At 71.3% G+C, this 19356-nt stretch carries 16 protein-coding genes and 1 riboswitch; of the genes, 9 read left to right on the plus strand and 7 right to left on the minus strand.

The annotated features are described in order from the left end of the window. Positions 1-9 precede the first annotated feature (9 nt). The 3 genes from ACEJ41_RS00540 to ACEJ41_RS00550 form a co-directional block, all read right to left on the minus strand. Positions 10-573, minus strand: coding sequence for a manganese efflux pump MntP family protein (locus ACEJ41_RS00540; RefSeq protein WP_374012863.1), 564 nt, complete (start codon positions 571-573; stop codon positions 10-12). Positions 574-650: 77 nt separating this feature from the next. Further along, positions 651-758, minus strand: a riboswitch (yybP-ykoY riboswitch). Between the two features lie 71 nt (positions 759-829). Then, positions 830-2674 carry an ABC transporter ATP-binding protein gene (locus tag ACEJ41_RS00545; RefSeq protein WP_374014020.1) on the minus strand — a complete coding sequence of 615 codons (1845 nt, stop codon included), beginning with the start codon at positions 2672-2674 and terminating at the stop codon, positions 830-832. 116 nt (positions 2675-2790) lie between these two features. Beyond that, entirely contained in the window at positions 2791-3084 is a 294-nt protein-coding gene (locus ACEJ41_RS00550) for a DUF2782 domain-containing protein (RefSeq protein WP_374012864.1), read from the minus strand. Positions 3085-3175: 91 nt separating this feature from the next. Between ACEJ41_RS00550 and polA the strand changes: the two genes are divergently transcribed. Continuing rightward, on the plus strand, positions 3176-5986 hold the full coding sequence (gene polA / locus ACEJ41_RS00555; protein ID WP_374012865.1) for a DNA polymerase I: 2811 nt from the start codon (positions 3176-3178) through the stop codon (positions 5984-5986). Positions 5987-7115: 1129 nt separating this feature from the next. Here the strand turns inward: polA and hemF are convergent. Further along, entirely contained in the window at positions 7116-8042 is a 927-nt protein-coding gene (gene hemF / locus ACEJ41_RS00560; protein WP_374012866.1) for an oxygen-dependent coproporphyrinogen oxidase, read from the minus strand. A 53-nt stretch (positions 8043-8095) separates the two neighbouring features. Continuing rightward, positions 8096-8659 carry a hypothetical protein gene (locus tag ACEJ41_RS00565; protein WP_374012867.1) on the minus strand — a complete coding sequence of 188 codons (564 nt, stop codon included), beginning with the start codon at positions 8657-8659 and terminating at the stop codon, positions 8096-8098. A 220-nt stretch (positions 8660-8879) separates the two neighbouring features. Here ACEJ41_RS00565 and ACEJ41_RS00570 point away from each other — a divergent pair, with 220 nt between their 5' ends. Continuing rightward, a complete protein-coding gene (locus ACEJ41_RS00570; RefSeq protein ID WP_374012868.1) occupies positions 8880-10295 on the plus strand; it encodes an AMP-binding protein in 1416 nt (471 codons plus the stop codon). 97 nt (positions 10296-10392) lie between these two features. After that, a complete protein-coding gene (locus tag ACEJ41_RS00575) occupies positions 10393-11394 on the plus strand; it encodes a patatin-like phospholipase family protein (RefSeq protein ID WP_374014021.1) in 1002 nt (333 codons plus the stop codon). 21 nt (positions 11395-11415) lie between these two features. Here the strand turns inward: ACEJ41_RS00575 and ACEJ41_RS00580 are convergent, their stop codons facing one another. Together ACEJ41_RS00580 and ACEJ41_RS00585 are read right to left on the minus strand one after the other, a co-directional pair. After that, positions 11416-12717: a serine hydrolase domain-containing protein gene (locus ACEJ41_RS00580; protein WP_374012869.1), complete on the minus strand. Its 1302-nt coding sequence runs from the start codon at positions 12715-12717 to the stop codon at positions 11416-11418. Positions 12718-12823: 106 nt separating this feature from the next. After that, positions 12824-13867 (minus strand): pteridine-dependent deoxygenase, encoded by a 1044-nt coding sequence (locus ACEJ41_RS00585; protein WP_374012870.1) that lies wholly within the window; start codon positions 13865-13867, stop codon positions 12824-12826. A 215-nt stretch (positions 13868-14082) separates the two neighbouring features. Here ACEJ41_RS00585 and ACEJ41_RS00590 point away from each other — a divergent pair, with 215 nt between their 5' ends. The 6 genes from ACEJ41_RS00590 to ACEJ41_RS00615 are packed head-to-tail and all read left to right on the plus strand — an operon-like array spanning position 14083 to position 19348. Continuing rightward, positions 14083-14352, plus strand: a complete 270-nt coding sequence (locus tag ACEJ41_RS00590) for a phosphopantetheine-binding protein (RefSeq protein ID WP_374012871.1) — start codon at positions 14083-14085, stop codon at positions 14350-14352. Positions 14353-14401: 49 nt separating this feature from the next. Beyond that, positions 14402-15085 (plus strand): ketosynthase, encoded by a 684-nt coding sequence (locus ACEJ41_RS00595; protein ID WP_374014022.1) that lies wholly within the window; start codon positions 14402-14404, stop codon positions 15083-15085. 9 nt (positions 15086-15094) lie between these two features. After that, positions 15095-15406 (plus strand): hypothetical protein, encoded by a 312-nt coding sequence (locus tag ACEJ41_RS00600; protein WP_374012872.1) that lies wholly within the window; start codon positions 15095-15097, stop codon positions 15404-15406. Beyond that, positions 15399-16409 (plus strand): acyltransferase, encoded by a 1011-nt coding sequence (locus tag ACEJ41_RS00605; protein ID WP_374012873.1) that lies wholly within the window; start codon positions 15399-15401, stop codon positions 16407-16409. The genes ACEJ41_RS00600 and ACEJ41_RS00605 overlap by 8 nt, the downstream gene beginning before the upstream one ends. A 19-nt stretch (positions 16410-16428) precedes the next feature. Next, positions 16429-16995 (plus strand): LolA-related protein, encoded by a 567-nt coding sequence (locus ACEJ41_RS00610; protein WP_374012874.1) that lies wholly within the window; start codon positions 16429-16431, stop codon positions 16993-16995. A 10-nt stretch (positions 16996-17005) separates the two neighbouring features. Continuing rightward, positions 17006-19348: an MMPL family transporter gene (locus ACEJ41_RS00615; RefSeq protein WP_374012875.1), complete on the plus strand. Its 2343-nt coding sequence runs from the start codon at positions 17006-17008 to the stop codon at positions 19346-19348. Positions 19349-19356: the final 8 nt, after the last annotated feature.

Here is a 19356-nt window from a genome sequence, read left to right on the forward strand (position 1 = left end):
CCCGCGCGCTCAGGCCGCGCCGGACAGGTGCTCGTACAGGATCGCCGCACCGACCACGATCATGATCACGCCACCGGCCACTTCGGCGCGCTTGCCGGCCAGCGCGCCGAGCACGCGGCCCAGCATGATCCCGATGGTGACCATGACCAGGGTGCACAGGCCGATCACCACGGCGACCACGCCGATGTGCACGTCGAGGAACGCCAGGCTCACGCCGATCGCCATGGCGTCGATGCTGGTGCCCAGGCCGGTGGCGGCCAGCGCCCAGAACCCGTGCCGCTGCGGCGCGTCCTGCGCGCCGGGCCTGCAGCCGTTCCAGATCATGTGCAGGCCGAGCAGGCACAGCACGGTGAAGGCGATCCAGTGGTCGAGCACGGTGATGTAGCGCGCCGCCGCCGTGCCCAGCAGCCAGCCGATCACGGGCGTCACGCCTTCGATCACGCCGAAGATCAGGCCGGCACGCAGCGCCTGGCGGAAGCGCGGCCGGCGCATCGCCGCGCCCCTGCCCACCGCCGCGGCGAATGCGTCGGTGGACATGGCCAGGCCGATCAGGAGGATGGAAAGCGGGTTCATCGTGACAACCGGGCCGGAAGCGGACGCAGCGTGCCGGCGTCCAGCCTCGGGCGCATCGACATGCCGTTGGTCTCGCCAGCCCGGCGTTGCCGGGTTGTCCGCGCCACGGCCGCGTTGGCGGGCCGAGTATGTTGACGCGGACGCTGCGCGCAGGATGCGCGAAGCAGGCTACTCCCCAAAGGAGGCCGCGCAGGATAGCACGCAGCCTGCGATGGACCGCGCGGGCATGGTGCTGCCTGCGCTGCGCAAACGCCGCTCAGCTGGCCGGCGGATCGCCCAGCTCGAGGAAGCCACCGGACTGGCGCTGCCACAGCTGCGCATACAGCCCGCCGTGGGCCAGCAGCTGTTCGTGCGTGCCCTGCTCGACGATCCGGCCCTGATCCATCACCACCAGCCGGTCCATCGCCGCGATCGTGGACAGGCGGTGGGCGATGGCGATGACCGTCTTGTCCTGCATCAGCCGGTACAGGTTCTCCTGGATCACCGCTTCCACTTCCGAGTCCAGCGCCGAGGTTGCCTCGTCCAGGACCAGGATCGGCGCGTTCTTCAGCAGCACCCGGGCGATGGCGATGCGCTGGCGCTGGCCGCCGGACAGCTTGACCCCGCGCTCGCCGACCTGGGCGTCGTAGCCGTGGCGGCCGTGGGCGTCGACCAGTTCGGCGATGAATCCGTGGGCGTTGGCCTGGCGCGCTGCCTCGACCATCTCCGCCTCGGTGGCGTCCGGTCGGCCGTAGAGGATGTTGTCGCGCACCGAGCGGTGCAGCAGCGAGGTGTCCTGGGTGACGACGCCGATCGATGCGCGCAGCGAGTCCTGGGTCACCGTGGCGATATCGGTGCCGTCGATGCGGATGCTGCCGCCTTCGCGGTCGTAGAAGCGCAGCAGCAGGTTGACCAGGGTGGACTTGCCCGCGCCGGAACGGCCGACCAGGCCGACCTTCTCGCCGGGGCGGATGTACAGGTCCAGGCCTTCGATCACCCCGCCCTGCTTGCCGTAGTGGAAGGTCACGTGGTCGAACGCGATGTCGCCGCGCACGTCCTGCAGCGGCGTCGCGTCCGGCGCGTCGTCAACCGTGGCCGGCAGGGCGATGGAGTTGATCCCGTCCTGCACCGTGCCGATGTTCTCGAACAGCGCCGACATCTCCCACATCACCCATTGCGACATGCCCATCAGGCGCAGCACGAAGGCGATCGCCACCGCGATCGCACCGATGCTGGCGGCGTCCTGCATCCACAAGCCGATGCCGGTGGCCGCCACCGCGAACAGCAACAGCATGTTCAGCGCATCGTTGCTGACGTTGACGAAGGTGACCAGGCGCATCTGCTTGTGCACCGTGACCAGGAACTGCTCCATTGAATCGCGGGCATAGCCTTCCTCGCGCCGCGAGTGCGAGAACAGCTTGACCGTGGCGATGTTGGTGTAGCTGTCCACGATCCGCCCGGTCATGGTCGAGCGCGCGTCGGCCTGCTCGCGCGCGATCCGGTTCAGGCGCGGGATCACGAAACGCAGCAGCGCCACGTAGGCCAGCAGCCAGCCGGCGAACGGCAGCATCAGCCGCCAGTCGGCCGCCGCAGCCACCAGCAGCGCGCCGCCGAAGTACACGACCACGTAGTTGCCCACGTCCAGCAGCTTGATCACCGTCTCGCGCACGGCCAGCGAGGTCTGCATCAGCTTGGTCGCGATGCGCCCGGCAAACTCGTCCTGGAAGTAGCCCATCGACTGCCGCAGCAGGTAGCGGTGTACCCGCCAGCGGATGCGCATCGGGAAGTTGCCCAGCAGGGTCTGGTGGATCACCAGCGAGCTGAGCAGGTTCAGCGCGGGCATCAGCAGCAGCACCACGGCCGCCATCAGCGTGAATTTCCAGCCTTCCTCGGCCAGGAAGGTGGCGGGGGTATGGCTGGACAGGCGGTCCACGATCGAGCCGGTGAACGCGTACAGCGATACTTCGGTGATGGCGATGGCCGTGGTCAGCAGCGCCATCAGCACCAGCCACGGCTCGGTGCCACGGGTGTAGTGGCGGCAGAAGGCGTACAGCGAGCGCGGCGGCTGGGTGACCGGTGCCGGCGGATACGGGTCGATGCGCCGCTCGAACCAGCCGAACACGGCGCTGCGGCGGATGCCGGAGGGTGGAGGGGTGGCGTTGGTGTCCATGCGTCTTGGTGGGGGATTCGGGGTCGGATGCCGCACGCCCGTGCGCCGCTACCGGGGCGGCGGGGCGATCACCACTCGAACAATTTCCAGTACACCTGCGGCAGTTCCTCGCGGCCGTCGGCGTCGAGCACGCCGTCGCCGTTGCGGTCGTAGAGGTAGTAGGCCGGGCCACGCAACGGGATGATCTTCACCATGCGCAACTGGTCGCCCACGCGGTACTCCTCCAGCACGTCGCCGTTGTCCAGGGTGCGGCTGGCCACCTCGGCGCCGCGCACGTCCACCGGGGCGTCGCCGGTGGTGGCGCAGCCGCCCAGGGACAGGCCGGCGGCCAGGGCTGCGGCGGACAGGATCGACATGCGCATGGCGGTGCCTCCGGGGGATGGGTCCGGCATTATGCGGCAGGCGCCGTCAGCGCAGGGTCGCGGGCGCGTCCGGCGCCGCTAGAATGCGCGGATGACGCGCCTCGTACTGATCGACGGTTCCAGCTACCTCTACCGCGCCTTCCATGCCCTGCCGCCGCTGACCAACGCGGCCGGCGAACCGACCGGGGCGCTGTTCGGCGTGGTCAACATGCTGCGCGCCACCCTGAAGGAAAAGCCCGATTACGTGGCCTTCGTGGTCGATGCGCCCGGCAAGACCTTCCGCGACGACCTCTATCCGGACTACAAGGCCAACCGCCCGCCCATGCCCGACGAGCTGCGCGCGCAGGTGCAGCCCATGTGCGAGATCGTGCACGCGCTGGGCATCGATATCCTGCGGGTGGACGGGGTAGAGGCCGACGACGTGATCGGCACCCTGGCGGTGCAGGCCGCCGATGCCGGGATGCAGGTGACCATCTCCACCGGCGACAAGGACTTCGCCCAGCTGGTCCGCGAGCCTGGCGCCGGTGGCGGGTCCATCGCCCTGGTCAACACCATGAGCGGCAGCCGCACCGAATCGGACGCGGCGGTGGTGGAGAAGTTCGGCGTGCCGGCCGCGCGCATCGTCGACCTGCTGGCGTTGATGGGCGATGCCATCGACAACGTGCCCGGCGTGGACAAGTGCGGGCCCAAGACCGCGGCCAAGTGGCTGGGCCAGTACGGCTCGCTGGACGGGGTGATCGACAACGCCGACGCGATCAAGGGCAAGGTGGGCGACAACCTGCGCGCGGCGCTGGCACGTTTGCCGCTCAACCGCGAGCTGGTGACGATCAGGACCGACGTGCCGGTGGGGCGCGCGCCCGACACCCTGCGCCTGCGCGACCCGCATGTGGACGAGTTGCGCGTGCTGTACGGGCGCTATGGCTTCAACCAGGCGCTGAAGGAACTGGAGGCCGGGTCGCTGGCCGGCGACGGCGCAGGCCTGGCGGCGGTTGCCGAGCGCGAACCGGCGCGCGCGCGCGGTGGCGGCTTCGTGGCGGCGGCGGTGACTCCGGTGGCGGTCGATCCAGCGCTGTCGGTGCCGGGCCGGTACGAGGCCGTGACCACCATCGACCAGCTGGAAGCCTGGATCGCGACCCTGCGCCGCGCCGGCAGCTTCGCCTTCGATACCGAGACCGACAGCCTGGACCCGATGCGCGCCACCCTGGTGGGGCTGAGTTTCGCCGCCGAGCCGGGCCACGCCGCCTACGTGCCGTTCGGGCACGATTATCCCGGCGTGCCGGCGCAGCTGGACCGCACCCGGGCGCTGGAGCTGCTGCGCCCGATGCTGGAGGACCCGGGCGTGCGCAAGCTGGGCCAGCACGGCAAGTACGACCTGCACGTCATGCGCCGCCACGGCGTGGCGCTGGCCGGGTATGCCGACGACACCCTGCTGCAGAGTTTCGTGCTGGAGGCGGGCAGCGCCCGCCATGACCTGGACAGCCTGGCCCGCCGCCACCTGGGCTACGAGACCCTCAAGTACGAAGACCTGTGCGGCAAGGGCGCCAAGCAGATTCCCTTCTCCCAGTGCGCGCTGGACGACGCCACCCGCTACGCCGCCGAGGACGCCGACATCACCCTGCGCCTGCACCGGGTGCTGGCGCCGCGGCTGGCCGCCGAGCCGTCGCTGGAACACGTCTACCGCCAGATCGAGATGCCGCTGGTGCAGGTGTTGCAGCGGATCGAGGCCAACGGGGTGAAGGTGGACATGGACGAGCTGCGCCGCCAGAGCGGCGACCTGTCCAAGCGCATGCTCGCCGCCCAGCAGCGCGCCACCGAACTGGCCGGGCGCACGTTCAACCTGGATTCGCCCAAGCAGCTGGGGGCGCTGCTGTTCGAGGAGCTGAAGCTGCCGGCGCTGGTGAAGACCCCCAAGGGCCAGCCCAGCACCAACGAAGACGCGCTGGAGGCGATCGCCGACCTGCACGAGTTGCCGCGGGTGATCCTGGAGTACCGCGGCCTGGCCAAGCTGCGCGGCACCTACACCGACAAGCTGCCGGAGATGGTCAACCCGGATACCGGCCGGCTGCACACCAGCTACCACCAGGCCGGCGCCGCCACCGGGCGCCTGTCCTCGTCCGATCCGAACCTGCAGAACATCCCGATCCGCACCGACGACGGCCGCCGCATCCGCCGCGCCTTCGTCGCCCCGCCCGGGCGCAAGCTGGTGGCCTGCGACTATTCGCAGATCGAGCTGCGGATCATGGCCCACCTGTCCCAGGACGCCGGCCTGCTGCGCGCGTTCGAATCCGGTGCCGACATCCATCGCGCCACCGCCGCCGAGGTCTTCGCCCGGCCGCTGGAAGAGGTCACCGGCAACGAACGGCGCGCGGCCAAGGCGATCAACTTCGGCCTGATGTACGGCATGGGGGCGTTCGGCCTGGCCCGCCAGCTGGGCATCGGCCGTGGCCAGGCGCAGGACTACATCGCCCTGTACTTCAGCCGCTACCCGGGCGTGCGCGACTACATGGAGCGCACCCGCGAGCAGGCGCGTGAACGCGGCTACGTGGAAACGGTGTCCGGCCGGCGCCTGTACCTGGAGTACATCAACGCCCGCAACCAGGCCCAGCGTGCCGGTGCCGAGCGCGCGGCGATCAACGCGCCGATGCAGGGCACCGCGGCGGACATCATCAAGCGCGCGATGGTGGCGGTGGACGCGTGGCTGGGGGAGCTGGGCGGGGCCGGCGGCAGCAGCCCGGCGCTGATGATCCTGCAGGTGCACGACGAGCTGGTGTTCGAGGCCGAGGAGGCCTTCGTGCCGGTGCTGCTGGAGGAGGTCGGGCGGCGCATGGTGTCGGCTGCACAACTCAGCGTCCCATTGGTGGTCGACAGCGGTGTGGGTGACAACTGGGACGAGGCGCACTGACGGAGAATCAGGTGCTTGCGAGGGTTTTCCGGAACCTCGTCACGGCGCCTTTACATCCTCGGTGACAATCCCATGAACCCATCCTAAATCTTTCCGTTTGAGGCCCGGATTCTTCACGAACCATCAATGGTTCCGGTGGTCATATAGCCCGTGACAGGTGCAACGCCTGTCGCGGATCTACTCCCTTCCCCTGGAGCAGATCTAGGAACGGGGCTCCTCCCCAAGCGCCGTTCCCTGGCCCCGCCGACCTCCCCCTGGTCGGCGGGGCTTTTTTATGGCTTTTCTCCGGCCCCGCGCCGGTGAACTCCACTGGCGCGCGGGGGTTCGGCTTCGGATGGGGGCCGGCGTCTGGCCGGGGGAATGGCGTGCCTTCGTTTGCGAAGGCAACGACGCAGGCAAACCGCGCACCCCAATCACCGACGTATGCGCTGCACTTGTCGTGTAGGAGCCGGCCTTGCCGGCGACCGCGGTACGGTGCGGTGTGACGCGGTGCGTGGACATGCGGATGTGTCGGGTTCGGCTTCGGATGGGGCCGTCGCCCGACCGGGGGGATGGTGCACCCCTTGGGCGCACATCCATGTGCGTACTCGGGGCCGTGGCACGTCCCTGTGCCACTTGCCCCATCCCCCCGGCCGGATGACGTCCTTCGGTGTATTGATTACGCGGCTTCGTTTGCGACGGCAACGGCGTACGCGCACCGCGCATCTGTGCGCTGCACTCGTTCGTGTAGGAGCCGGCCTTGCCGGCGACCGCGATGCAGGCTGCGGCATCGCGACACACCACACCACGCCGCGGTCGCCGGCAAGACCGGCTCCTACAAGTGAGGAGGCACAGACACGCCGAAGCCGTGGACGTGCGGGTGTGTCGTGGCAGCGGCCATGGATGGCCGCGGTAGCGAGTGCGCACATGGATGTGCGCCCGAGCGGTCACGCCACACCCGCACGTCCGCGGCTCCCTCCGAAGCCGGCCACCGCACGGCTTCAGCCTCCTGGCCCACACCGCTGCGCACGCTCCCTCCGAAGCCGACCACTGCCCAGTTTCGGCTTCCTGGTCCCCGCTGCGCGCAGTTCCCTCCGAAGCCGACGATCGATAGAGACACTCGCCCCCGGAAGCGCGGTGTCGGTTCCGGTTACGGGTTCGCCAGCCAGTCGCGCGGGAGCAGGTAATCCTGCAGGCGGGCCTCGGCGCTGCCCGGCTCGGGCTGGTAGCCATATTCCCAGCGCACCCGCGGCGGCAGGCTCATCAGGATCGACTCGGCGCGGCCGCCGCTCTGCAGCCCGAACAGGGTGCCGCGGTCGTAGACCAGGTTGAACTCGACATAGCGCCCGCGGCGGTAGAGCTGGAACTCGCGCTCGCGCTCGCCCCAGGGCGTGTCCCTGCGGCGCTCGACGATCGGCAGGTAGGCATCGAGGAAGCCGTCGCCCACCGCGCGCAGGTAGGCGAAGTCGCGCTCGAAATCCTCGTGCAGGTCGTCGAAGAACAGCCCACCCACGCCGCGCGTCTCGTTGCGGTGCCTGAGGAAGAAGTACTCGTCGCACCAGCGCTTGTGCTCGGCATAGCGCTGCGTGCCGAACGGCGCACACAGGCTGGCGGCAGTGCGGTGCCAGTGGGTCACGTCCTCGTCGAATGGATAGAACGGCGTGAGGTCGAAGCCGCCACCGAACCACCAGGCCACCGTCCGGCCCTCGCGCTCGGCGCGGAAGTGGCGCACGTTGGCATGGGTGGTGGGCAGGTAGGGATTGCGCGGGTGGAACACCAGCGAGACCCCGGTGGCCCGCCACGAGGCGCCGGCCAGTTCCGGCCGTGCCGCGCTGGCCGAGGGCGGCAGGCGGTTTCCGGATACGTCGGAGAAGCCGATCCCGGCCTGCTCGAACACCGCGCCATCGCGCAGCACCCGGGTGCGACCGCCGCCGGCATGGGCGCCGTCGAGTTCGGGCGCCCGGTTCCAGGCGTCCTCGATGAAGCGGGCCTGGCCGTCGGCCGCCTCGATGGCGGCGCAGATGCGGTCCTGGAGCCCGGTCAGGTAATGGCGTACGGCATCGAAATTGGCGTCCATGCGCGCATTCTAGCCGTGCACCCGCACCCGCCCTTGATCGCGATCAAGCCGGATCAACGGCCCGGCTGGCGGAATTCGTCGCGCGCCGGCGCGATGCACAGCTTCCACACGATCCATCCGTGCAGCACGGCCAAGGTCAGCGCCCCGATCCCGCCGGTCACCCAGGAGACCAGGCGGGTGCTCTGCATCTGCGCCACGAACTCCCGGCCCTCGCGGGTATCGAGGAACTCGACCGGGAATATCCCGATGAGCCCATCGAACACGGGGTCGATGACCGCCAGGCCGGCGAAATTGAGTGCCGCCCCGCCCACCAGGAACGCAATGAACACCCAGCGTGCCCACGGGTGGCGGCGCAGCAGGCCCCAGGCCGAGGCCAGGAACAGCACCGACAGCAGCAGGCACAGCCACGACAACCACACGCGCCACTCCAGCATCCACGCCAGTCCGGCCGGAAACTCCGGACGCCGCACCATTGCCGCCACGGCCGCATCCGACATCAGCAACGCCCCCAGCAGCTGCAGCAGCGCCACGGCCACGCCCACCGCGCCGAGCAGCAGCGAGATCTTGGCCATCACCGTGACCATTCCGGTGCGCGGCAGGGATGGCGGTGCGTTCATCGGCGTTCCTGGTGGTGGAGTGCGTGGCATTGTGCCGGGCCGCGGCGGTCACGGGTATCCATCGCCAGGGGATTGCCGCAGCGCAGGTGCGTGGGGCGACGGCAGCGTGGCCCCGGGACGCCGTTGCGCCCGCACGGGCTTGCCGGCAGCGGTCCATGCCGCCAAGCTTGCGCCATTGCAGGCAGCCATCGCGCCTGTCGCACAGGGGACGAACCACCCGATGTCAGCCGTCACCCAGACCGGAGCCAGGGACTGCGGCCGCTTGCCGCTGGCCAGTGGCGATCCGGAACGCGTGCTGGTGTTTGGTGGCACCACCGGCAGCGTGCGCCTGGGCCGTTTCCTGGCCCAGGCCCAGGCGTTGGCCGGGGGCTTGCCGGATGCGCGTCACGCGCTCCCGCTGGTCGAGGACCGGCATGGCTTCCTGCTGGCGTTCTGCGCAGCGGCGCTTCGTGGCCAATCGTTGCTGCTGCCGCCCTCGGGCACGCCCGGCACGGTGGCCGAGATCCTGCAGGCGCATGCAGGGACCGACGCCGGCGCCTACTGCCTCGGCGGCACGCCGCCGCCATCGCCGGCCTGGCATGTGCCATTGCCCGAGCCGGTCGATGCCGCGTCCTGCCACGACGTGCCGCAGGTGGACGCCGCGGCGCTGGCGGCGATCGGCTACACCAGCGGCAGCACCGGTCGTCCGCAGGCCCATGCCAAGCAGTGGAGTGCCTTCGCCCGGGGTACGGCGCAGAACGTGATGGCGCTGCGTGACCTGTGGGGCGATGCACAGCCGCAGATCGTGGCGACGGTGCCGCCGCAGCACATGTATGGCATGGAGCTGTCGGTGCTGTTGCCGCTGCTCGGCGGTGCGGCGGTGCATGCCGGGCGCCCTCTGCTGCCGGCCGACGTTGCGCGCGCGCTGGAACAGGCGCAGGGGCCACGGCTGCTGGTGACCACGCCGGTGCACCTGCGGGCGCTGCTGCGCTCGGGCGTCGTGCTGCCGCCGCTGGCCGGGATCGTCTCGGCCACCGCGCCGCTGGCGTCGGACCTGGCGGCGCAGGCCGAGGCACGCTATGGCACCCAGGTACGGGAGATGTTCGGTTCCACCGAAACCTGCATCCTGGCCACCCGCCGCACCGCGCAGGAGGCCATGTGGACGCCGATTCCCGGCGTGCGCCTGCGGCCGCAGCCGGACGGCACCCAGGTGCAGGCACCGCACCTGCCTGCAGCGGTGACCCTGGCCGATCTGGTGGAGGTGGCGCAGGACGGCCGCTTCCGCCTGTGCGGGCGCCAGGCCGACCTGCTGGAAATCGCCGGCAAGCGCGCCTCGCTGGGCGACCTGACCCGCCGCCTGCTGGCGGTGCCCGGGGTCGAGGACGGCGTCGTGGTGCAACTGGAGCCGGAGCGCGAAGGCGAGGTGGGGCGCATCGCTGCGCTGGCGGTGGCGCCGCGGCTGGTGGCCGCGCAGATCGTCGCCGCGCTGCGCGGGTCCATCGACCCGGTGTTCCTGCCGCGCCGCGTGCGGCTGCTGCCCGCGCTGCCGCGCAACGACACCGGCAAGCTGCGCCGCGACCTGCTGCTGGAACTGCTGGCCGACGCGCCGCCGGTGCATTCATCCGCCGTCGCGGATGGCGATGCCGGCCCGGCCTAGAATTGCGGGGCCGCATCCCGCGGCGCGCCCGGCCTGCCGATCCGTGAAAGCTTCCATCGTTCCGCGCCCGCGCCGCCGGTGGCACGGCACGGCCCCGTTGCTGGCGTGCCTGCTGCTGGGCGCGTGCGGCGGCACCCGGCCCGAGCCTCCTCCGGCCCCGGTGGCAGCGCCCGATCCGGTGCTGGCGCCGCCCCGGATCGGGCTGGCGCTGGGTGGTGGCGCCGCCAAGGGCTTCGCCCATATCGGCGTGATCAAGATGCTGGAGGCCAACGGCTTCAAGCCCGACGTGGTGGCCGGCACCAGCGCCGGCAGCGTGGTCGGCGCGATGTATGCCAGCGGCATGGATCCGTTCCGACTGCAGGAGCATGCGGTGGCGCTGGACGAAGCCAGCATCCGCGACGTGCGCCTGTTCTCCGGCGGCCTGGTGCAGGGCCTGAAGCTGCAGGAATACGTCAACGACCAGGTGCGCGGCCGCCCGATCGAGCGCCTGCGCAAGCCCTTCGCCGCAGTGGCCACGCGCCTGGAAACCGGCGAACGCACGGTGTTCGTGCGCGGCAACACCGGCCAGGCGGTGCGCGCCTCCAGCAGCGTGCCGGGCGTGTTCGAGCCGGTCACCATCGGCGGCTACCAGTACGTGGACGGCGGCGTGGTCAGCCCGGTGCCGGTGGACGCGGCGCGCCAGCTGGGCGCGGAGTTCGTCATTGCCGTGGACATTTCCAGCAAGGCCACCGGGCGGCGCCCGGACGGGATGCTGGGCATCGTCAACCAGTCCATCGCGATCATGGGCCAGCGCCTGGGCGAACAGGAGCTGGCGCGGGCCGACGTGGTGGTGCGGCCGCGGGTGCTGGATATCGGCGGGGCCGATTTCACCCAGCGCAACCGCGCGATCCTGGAAGGCGAAAAGGCCGCACTGGCGGCGCTGCCGCAGATCCGCCAGGCGCTGGATGCATTGCAGGCGCAGCGCCTGCAGGACGTCCGCGAGCGCCAGGCACGCGCGGCGGCGCAACGTGCGGCCGATGCAGCGGCGCAATGCGAGGACGGCGGTTCACGCTGGAATCCGTTCCGCCGCGACGACGAGGCCTGCACCGCGGCCCGGTAGGCCGGCCTTCGCGCTGGCCGGTTACTCGCGCGGTGCGGCGGCCGAGGTGTCGTCGGCATAGACCGCGTCGCGGAACACCTTGTGCAGCGGCACCTTGCCGAACGGCACCCACTGCGCGAACAGCACTGCGGTGATGTCGTTGACCGGGTCCACCCAGAACAGGGTGTTGGCCGCGCCGTCCCAGAAGAATTCGCCCACTTCGCCGGAGGCCTCGTCGGCCCGCGCCGGCGGGGCGATGCGCACCGCGAAGTCGATGCCGAAGCCGACCCGTCCCTTGCCCGGCAGCCACGAGGTGTCGGTGATCCCGGCGGGCAGGGAATCGCTGGCCATCAGCCGCACCGTGGCCGGCTGCAGCAGGCGCACGCCATCCAGCTGGCCGCCGTTGGCCAGCATGCGCGCAAAGCGCATGTAGTCGTCCAGGGTCGAGGTCAGGCCCCAGCTGCCGGGCGTGAGCGCGACGCCGCCGCGGTTGAGCGGATAGGCCTTGGCATCGGGGATGCGGGTCATCACCCCGTCGTCGCTGCGCTGGTACAGCGCGGCCACGCGCGGCCAGTCGCCCTCGCCGAGGGTGTAGCCGGTGTCGTCCATGCCCAGCGGGCCGAGCACGTGGTCCTGCAGGTAGCGCGCGAACGGCTTGCCCGACAGCACTTCCACCAAGCGCGCCTGCACGTCCACCGCCGACGAATACAGCCAGCGCGTGCCCGGCTGGTACAGCAGCGGCACCCCGGCCAGGCGGCGGCTCATCTGCTCCAGGGTGTGGCCGAAGTTTTCCGGGTCGGCCTTGCGGTACATGGCGCCCACCGGGCCGGGCTCGTTGCCGCCGCTGGCAAAGCCGGCGGTGTGGCGCAGGATGTCGCGCACCAGGATCGGGCGGTCCGGCGCCACCAGCAGCGGCTTGCCCTTGACGTCGGTGCCGGCGTACACGCGCACCGCCGCGTACTCGGGCAGGTACTGCGCCAGCGGCGCGTCCAGGTCCAGGCGCCCCTGTTCGTACAGTTGCATCAGGGCCACGCCGGTGAGCGGCTTGGTCATCGAGTAGATCTGGACGATGGTGTCGCGCGCCATCGGCCGCCCGGCCTCGCGGTCGGCCAGGCCGAAGCTGCCGAAATAGGCTTCGCGTCCGTCCTGCCAGACCAGTGCCGAGACGCCGACCAGTTCACCCGAATCCACCAGCGTGGACAGCGCCTGGTCGATGCGCGGCGGCGCGATGCGGGCCACATCGGCTGCGCCGGAGGCCAGCCGCATGCCGGGCCCGGAGTTGGCAAGGGCCGGCAGTGCGGACCCGGACAGGAGCAGCAGCCACGGCAGGACGGCAAGACGCATGCGGATCATCGGCATTCCCCAGTCAGTGTGGATCCAGGCCTGCCATGCGCATGGTCGTCGCGCATGGCGGGTGCTTGTGGTGTGGGCCTGGCTGGCACGCGAGGCACTACCGCGCCTCGGCCGCGGGCCCGTGCACGCCGTCGATCTCCACCAGCAGTTCGCGCCGGCAGACCTGGGCGTGCAGCAGCAGGCGCGGCACCGACGCCGGCAGGCGCGCATCCAGCTGCGCGGCAATCGCGGCCGTGTCGGCCGGGTCACGCACATAGACCTTGAGCAGGCTGCCGGCGCCAAGCGCGGGCGGCAGGTCAGGCTGTTGCCGGCGTGCGGCGGCGATCAGGCTGTCGAGGTTGGCCAGGGTCTCTGCCGTCTGCGCCGCAGCCGCGCCGGTGTGCAGCGAGGCGTGGCCGACGATGGCGGCCGTGCCCGACAGCAGCAGCGGCATGTCAATGCCTGCGGGTGGCAGCATCGCCCGGGCGAAGCTGGGCGGCTGCGGCCCGTACTGGCGCGGGTACCGGTAGGCGCTGACTTGCCGGGGGTTCTCCACCGGCGTTCCCGGCTTGCGCGAGGCCAGCCAGTACACCTGCAGGCATCGGCGTCCGTCGCGGCGGCCGATCGCGGTGGCGGCCGGCAATCGCGCCGCATCCAACCCGTCCATCCCGCCCAGGCCGTTGGCGCGGCCCACGCAGAACTGGCGGTAGCGCTCGTCGTCGCTCTCGCCCAGGGTGATCGCGTCCATGTAATTCCATACCCGCAGGATGTGCGGGGTGCCGTGCACGGCCAGCGTCGCGGTCAGGCGCGCATAGGCACTGGCCGCAGCCGCGCCGATGCCGGCATCGCCCTCGTCGATCTCCAGTGCACCGAACAGCAGTTCGCCGTCGCTGGCCCACGCCACGCCGTCGACGCGGCCGGCACGCACCGGCGCGCTGGTGCGCCAGATCTCGATCCAGGGCGCAGTCCCGGGCAGCGGCTGCAGCGGCACCCGCAGCCAGCGCGGATCCTGGCCGCCGTCGGGCGCGTCATCGCCGAAGCCGAACACCGCCAGCACCCGTTCGTCCGCCAACTGCCGCGACAGGCTGTCCGGCGGTGCATATGTCACCTGCAACAGTGGCGCCAGGGCGTGGTCGCCGGTGGTGGGCCCGGCCCGGCTCATCATGCTTTCCCCCGTCCTGCGCCAGCGCCCACCGCCGCGCCCGCCGGCGGTGCGGGTGCGGGATTGTTCGACGCGGTGCGGATCATGCGGTGGAAACCGGGAAGGCGAAACGGCCCCGGATAATAACGCGGCGTGCGCCGAGGTGGCCGCCGGGCTTGCGCCGCGGCGGCCGATGCCGGATCGTTGCCGGCGTGCACCCTGGAACGGAAGATCAAATGCAGCAACAGACCGACGCCGAACGCGAGTTGGCCCAACTGCTGGTCGAGAGCCTGAACCTGGAGGGCGTGGACCCTGCCGGGATCGACCCGGAGGCCGCGCTGTTCAACGAAGGCCTGGGCCTGGACTCGATCGACGCGCTGGAGCTGTCGCTGGCCATCGGCAAGCGCTACGGGGTGCAACTGCGTTCGGAAGGCGAGGAGGACCGCCGCATCTTCGGGTCCCTGCGCGCGCTGTCGGCGCATGTCCAGTCGCAACGCACCGGCTAGTCCGCCGGCCGCAGGCCAGGCTGCCGCGCCCGATCCGGCCGAGGCGCTGGTGCTGCCGGTCCAGGTCGCGCTGGGCGTGGCGTATCCGTTCCTTGCCCACGCCGCCGACAGCCCCGGTTCCAGCAGCTGGGCCGCGCTGGCGCTGGCCGACCTGGTGCTGCTGGTGCTTGCCGGCCCGCTGCTGCATCGCCGGGTATGGGCGCTGGCCCTGCTGGCGGTGCTGCTGGCCGGGCTTGCATGGCTGGTCGGCACGCCCTGGCCGGACCTGATGCTGCTGGCGCCGCCGGTGGTGTTCACCGGCTGGCTGGCCTGGTGGTTCGCGCGCAGCCTGCATGCCGGGCGCACGCCGCTGATCACCCGGATCGTGGCCGCGCTGTATGCGCGCGCCGGCTGGCCTACTTCGCCTGCGCTGTTGGCCTATGCGCGCCGCCTGACCGGGGCCTGGGCCGCCGTGCTGGCGTTCCTGACGGTGGCCAATGCCGGCCTTGCCCTGTGCGCGGTGCCCGGCGGCGTGTTGCATGCGCTGGGCCGCGAGCCGTGGCTGGCGGTGTCGCACACGGCCTGGTCGTGGTTTGCGAACCTGCTCAACTACGGGGTACTGGGTGGCTTCATGGCGGGCGAATTCCTGTACCGCAAACGCCGCTTCCCGCAGCGGCCCTATCGCAACGCGATCCAGTTCGCGCAGCAGATGGCGGGCCTGGGCCCGGCCTTCTGGCGCGACCTGTTGCGCTGAGCCGTGGCCGTGCCGGGCGGCTATCCTTGGGCCATGCGCTTTTCCATTCCCCACCAGCACCCCTGCCTTGCCGGACACTTTCCCGGGCGCCCGCTGGTGCCTGGCGTGGTGCTCCTGGAGAAGGTGCTGGAGGCGGTGGAGACCGGCGCCGGGTCACTGGAGGCGCTGCGCTTGCCGCAGGTGAAGTTCCTGCGCCCGCTGCTCCCGGGCCACGAAGCCGAGGTGGTGCTGGACGGGGCGTGGCCGCGCTGGCGCTTCGAAATCCGTGGCAGCGAGGGCGTGCTGGCCCGCGGCGAGATCCGGGCCGGCGGACATGACTGAACACCGCGCTGAAGCCGAATCCGCATCCTGGAAGCGTCGGCCCGAGGGCGGCAGCCGGCGCTCGCTGGCGCTGATCGTGTGGATCGCGCTGCACGGCGGCCGCCGCCTGGCACGGCTGTGCCTGTATCCGATCACCCTCTATTTTCTGGTCATGCGCGGGCCGGAGCGGCGCGCGTCGCGTGCGTGGCTGACGCGGGTGCACGGCCGTCGGGCGGGTCTGTGGGCGGTGGCATGGCATATCTACGACTTCGCCGCGACCATCCTGGACCGGGTTTACCTGATCAGCGGGCGCGCCGGCATTTTCGATATCCGGGTGCATGGGCTTGAACCGGTGGATGCGCTTGCCGACACGGGCCGCGGCGCGCTGCTGTTCGGCTCGCACCTGGGCAGCTTCGACGCATTGCGGGTGCTGGCCCGGCGGCGCCCGGAGCAGACGGTGAAGGTCGTGCTCGATCGCGGCCACAACCCGATCCTGACCGGGATCTTCGAATCGCTCGATCCGGTGCTGGCCGCCAGCGTGATCGACGGCGGCCAGCCTGGCGCGGCCATCGCGCTGGAGATCCGCCATGCGCTGGAAGAGGGGGCCCTGGTGGCCTTGCTGGTGGACCGTGCGCTGCCGCACGAGACCACCGTCGCGGTGCCATTCATGGGCCAGCCCGCGCGCCTGCCGCTGACGCCCTGGGCCCTGGCCGCGGCGCTGCAGGCGCCGGTGCTGCTGTGCTTTGGCCTGTATCGCGGCGGCAACCGTTACGACCTGCATTTCGAGCCCTTCCTCGGCCCGGAAGACGCGGCTGCGCGGCCCCCTCGCGGCGAGCGCGCACAGTGGCTGCGCGACCGCGTCGCCCGCTACGCCGCACGGCTGGAACACCACGCCCGCGGCGCGCCCCGCAACTGGTTCAACTTCTATGACTTCTGGAACGATGATGCTCAAGACACCGCGCAAGCCCCTCCGGATCGCGGCGCTGCTGGGGTGCGTGCTGGCGCTGCCGTGCCACGCGGCTGAGCCGGCACCTGGCATCGACGTGGATTGGGTGTTGCAGGCGCTGGCGCGCCCTGCGCCCAGCCATACCCCGTTCGTCGAGCTGCGTGATTCGCCGATGCTCAGGCAGCCGCTGCGGCTGCAGGGCCAGTACCGGCGCCAGGCCGATGGCAGCCTGGTACGCCAGGTGGACTCGCCTTACCGCGAGACCACCACCCTGACCGCAGGCGACGCGGTGATCGAGCGCGACGGCCGGGCACCGCGCCGCATCGCGCTGGCAAAGGTGCCGGAACTGGCCGCGGTCCAGGCCGGTTTCGGGGCGCTGCTGGCCGGCGACCGGGAACTGCTGCAACGCACCTATACCGTGCAGGTGCAGGGCAGTCGCACGTCGTGGACCTTGCAACTGGTGCCGCGCGCCCCGCGCCTGGCCGCAGCGCTCGAGCGCATCGACCTGCACGGCCGTGGTGCCGAACTGCGCTGCGTGGAAAGCCATCCGGCCAAGGGGCACGCGCAGCGCACGCTGATGGCGGGAGCCGCGGCTGCGGCGGCCGGGGTGGAGGATCCCTCCGTGCTGGCCACGCTCTGCCGTGACGCCAGTGCCGCGCAATGAAGGCCGCGCAATGACCGCCGCGCCGCGCACCGCCACCCGCGTCGTGCTGGTGCTGTGCTGGCTGGCACTGCTGGCACTGGCCGGGCTGTGGCTCGGCCGCAGCCTGCACATGGAGGAAGACCTGCGCCGTTTCCTGCCCACGCCGCGCACGCCTGCGCAGGTGCTGCTGGTGGACGAACTTGGCGAAGGTCCGGGCTCGCGGCTCCTGCTGCTGGCCATCTCGGGTGCGACGCCGCAGGCGCTGGCGGCACGGTCCCAGGCACTGCGCGCCGCGCTGGCCGAACAGCCCGCGATCGCGGTCGTCGCCAACGGTGACGACGGCGGCCTGGACGCCGTGCCCGCGCACCTGCGTCCCTACCGTTACCTGCTGTCGGCGACCCTGGATACCCAACCGCTGGATGCGGCGTACCTGCATGCCGAACTGCAGCAGCGGCTGCAGGACCTGGGCTCTCCGGCGGCCGACCTGGTCGAGCCGCTGTTGCCATCCGACCCGACCCTGGAAACCTTGCGCCTGGCCGAGGCCTGGCAACCTGCCGATGCGCCGCAGCAGCGCCATGGCGTGTGGTTCGACCGTGCCGGGGAGCGGGCGCTGCTGATGGTGCAGACCCATGCGGCAGGCTTTGATGGCGCCGCCCAGGGGGGAGCCATCTCCACCATCGAGGCGGCCTTTGCTGCCGGTGCACAGCCGGCCGACACGGCGCGGCTGGAGATTTCCGGGCCGGGCGCATTCGCCGTCGCCATCCGCGCACGCACCGAGGCGGAGATGCGCTGGATCGGCACCGCCGACACCATTGGCCTGCTGCTGCTGCTGGCGCTGGCCTACCGGCGCTGGAGCACGCCGCTGCTGGGCGCACTGCCGCTGGCCAGCGGTGGGCTGGCCGGGCTGGGTGCGGTGGCCCTGCTGTTCGATGGCGTGCACGGCATCACCGTCGCATTCGGCTTCACCCTGATCGGCGTGGCCCAGGATTACCCGATCCACTTCTTCAGCCACCTGCGACCGGGCATGGCACCGCGTGCGAGCGTGCGCGCGCTGTGGCCAACGCTGGCCACCGGCGTGGCGGCCACGTGCATTGCCTACGCCACCTTCCTGCTGTCCGGAGTGGAGGGGCTGCAGCAGCTGGCGGTGCTGACCATGGTCGGGCTGGCCGTGGCGGCCGGCTCCACCCGCTGGCTGCTGCCGTCGCTGGTGACCCCGGCGCGGCATGATCCGGCGCATTCACCGCGCCTGGCCCGGCTCTGGCGCATGGCTGAACGCCTGCCGCGCCCACGCGCGGCGCTGGCCGTGGTGGCGCTGCTGGCCGCCGGAGTGGCGGCGTTTTCGCCGGGGCCGTTCTGGGAGAACGACCTCTCCCGGCTTACCCCGGTGCCGACGGCCGACCTGGAGCGCGATGCCCGCCTGCGCGCCGAACTGGGTGCCCCGGACGTGCGCTACCTGGTCACCGTGGCCGGCGCCGACGCGGACGCCGCGCTGCAGGCCTCCGAGCGCCTGCTGCCGGTGCTGCAGCGCCTGCGCCGGGATGGCGTGCTGGATGGATTCGACCTGGCGGCGCGCTACCTGCCCGCCGCGGCGACCCAGCGCGCGCGCCAGGCGCGCCTGCCCGACGATGTATCGCTGCGTCACGCGTTGCAGGCCGCACTGGCGGACACGCCGTTCCGTGACGATGTCTTCGCCCCGTTCCTCGACGATGTGGCCGCCGCGCGTGCGCTGCCGCCGCTGGGCCCCGACGACCTGGCCGGCACGCCACTGGAGCTGGCCGTGGGCGGCCTGCTGTTGCGCGCCCCGGACCAGGCCACCGCGCTGGTCTCGCTGTCGGGCCTGCACGATCCGCAGGCCCTGGAAGCCGCCCTGGCTCCGCATGGGGCCCAACTGCTGGACCTGAAGCAGGCGTCCGAGTCACTGGTGGCGCAATGGCGCTCGCGCCTGCTCGGCGCGCTGGCGCTGGCCGCGTTGCTGCTTGCCGGCGTGGTGTGGCTGGCGCTGCGTGCGCGGCAGCGGGTGTTGCGGGTGCTGGTGCCGATGGCGCTGGCCACTGTGCTGATCGTGGCGGTGCTGCGCGCCTGTGGCGTGGAGCTGAACCTGTTCCACCTGGTGTCGCTGATCCTGGCCGCCGGCCTGGGCCTGGACTACGCCCTGTTCTTCGAACATGCCGGCGACGACCGGGACGCCCAGTTGCGCACCCTGCATGCGGTGATCGTGTGCAGCTTGACCACGTTGCTGGTGTTCAGCCTGCTGGCGCTTTCCTCGATCCCGGTGCTGCGTGCCATCGGCAGCACCGTCGCCATGGGCGTGGCCTTCAATTTCGTGCTGGCCCTGCTGGTGGCGCGTGCACCGGCGGTGGAGCGGGCAGCATGAGTGCGCCG

This window comes from Pseudoxanthomonas koreensis, assembly GCF_041890415.1.
In the GTDB taxonomy this organism is placed as follows: Bacteria; Pseudomonadota; Gammaproteobacteria; order Xanthomonadales; family Xanthomonadaceae; genus Pseudoxanthomonas; species Pseudoxanthomonas koreensis_A.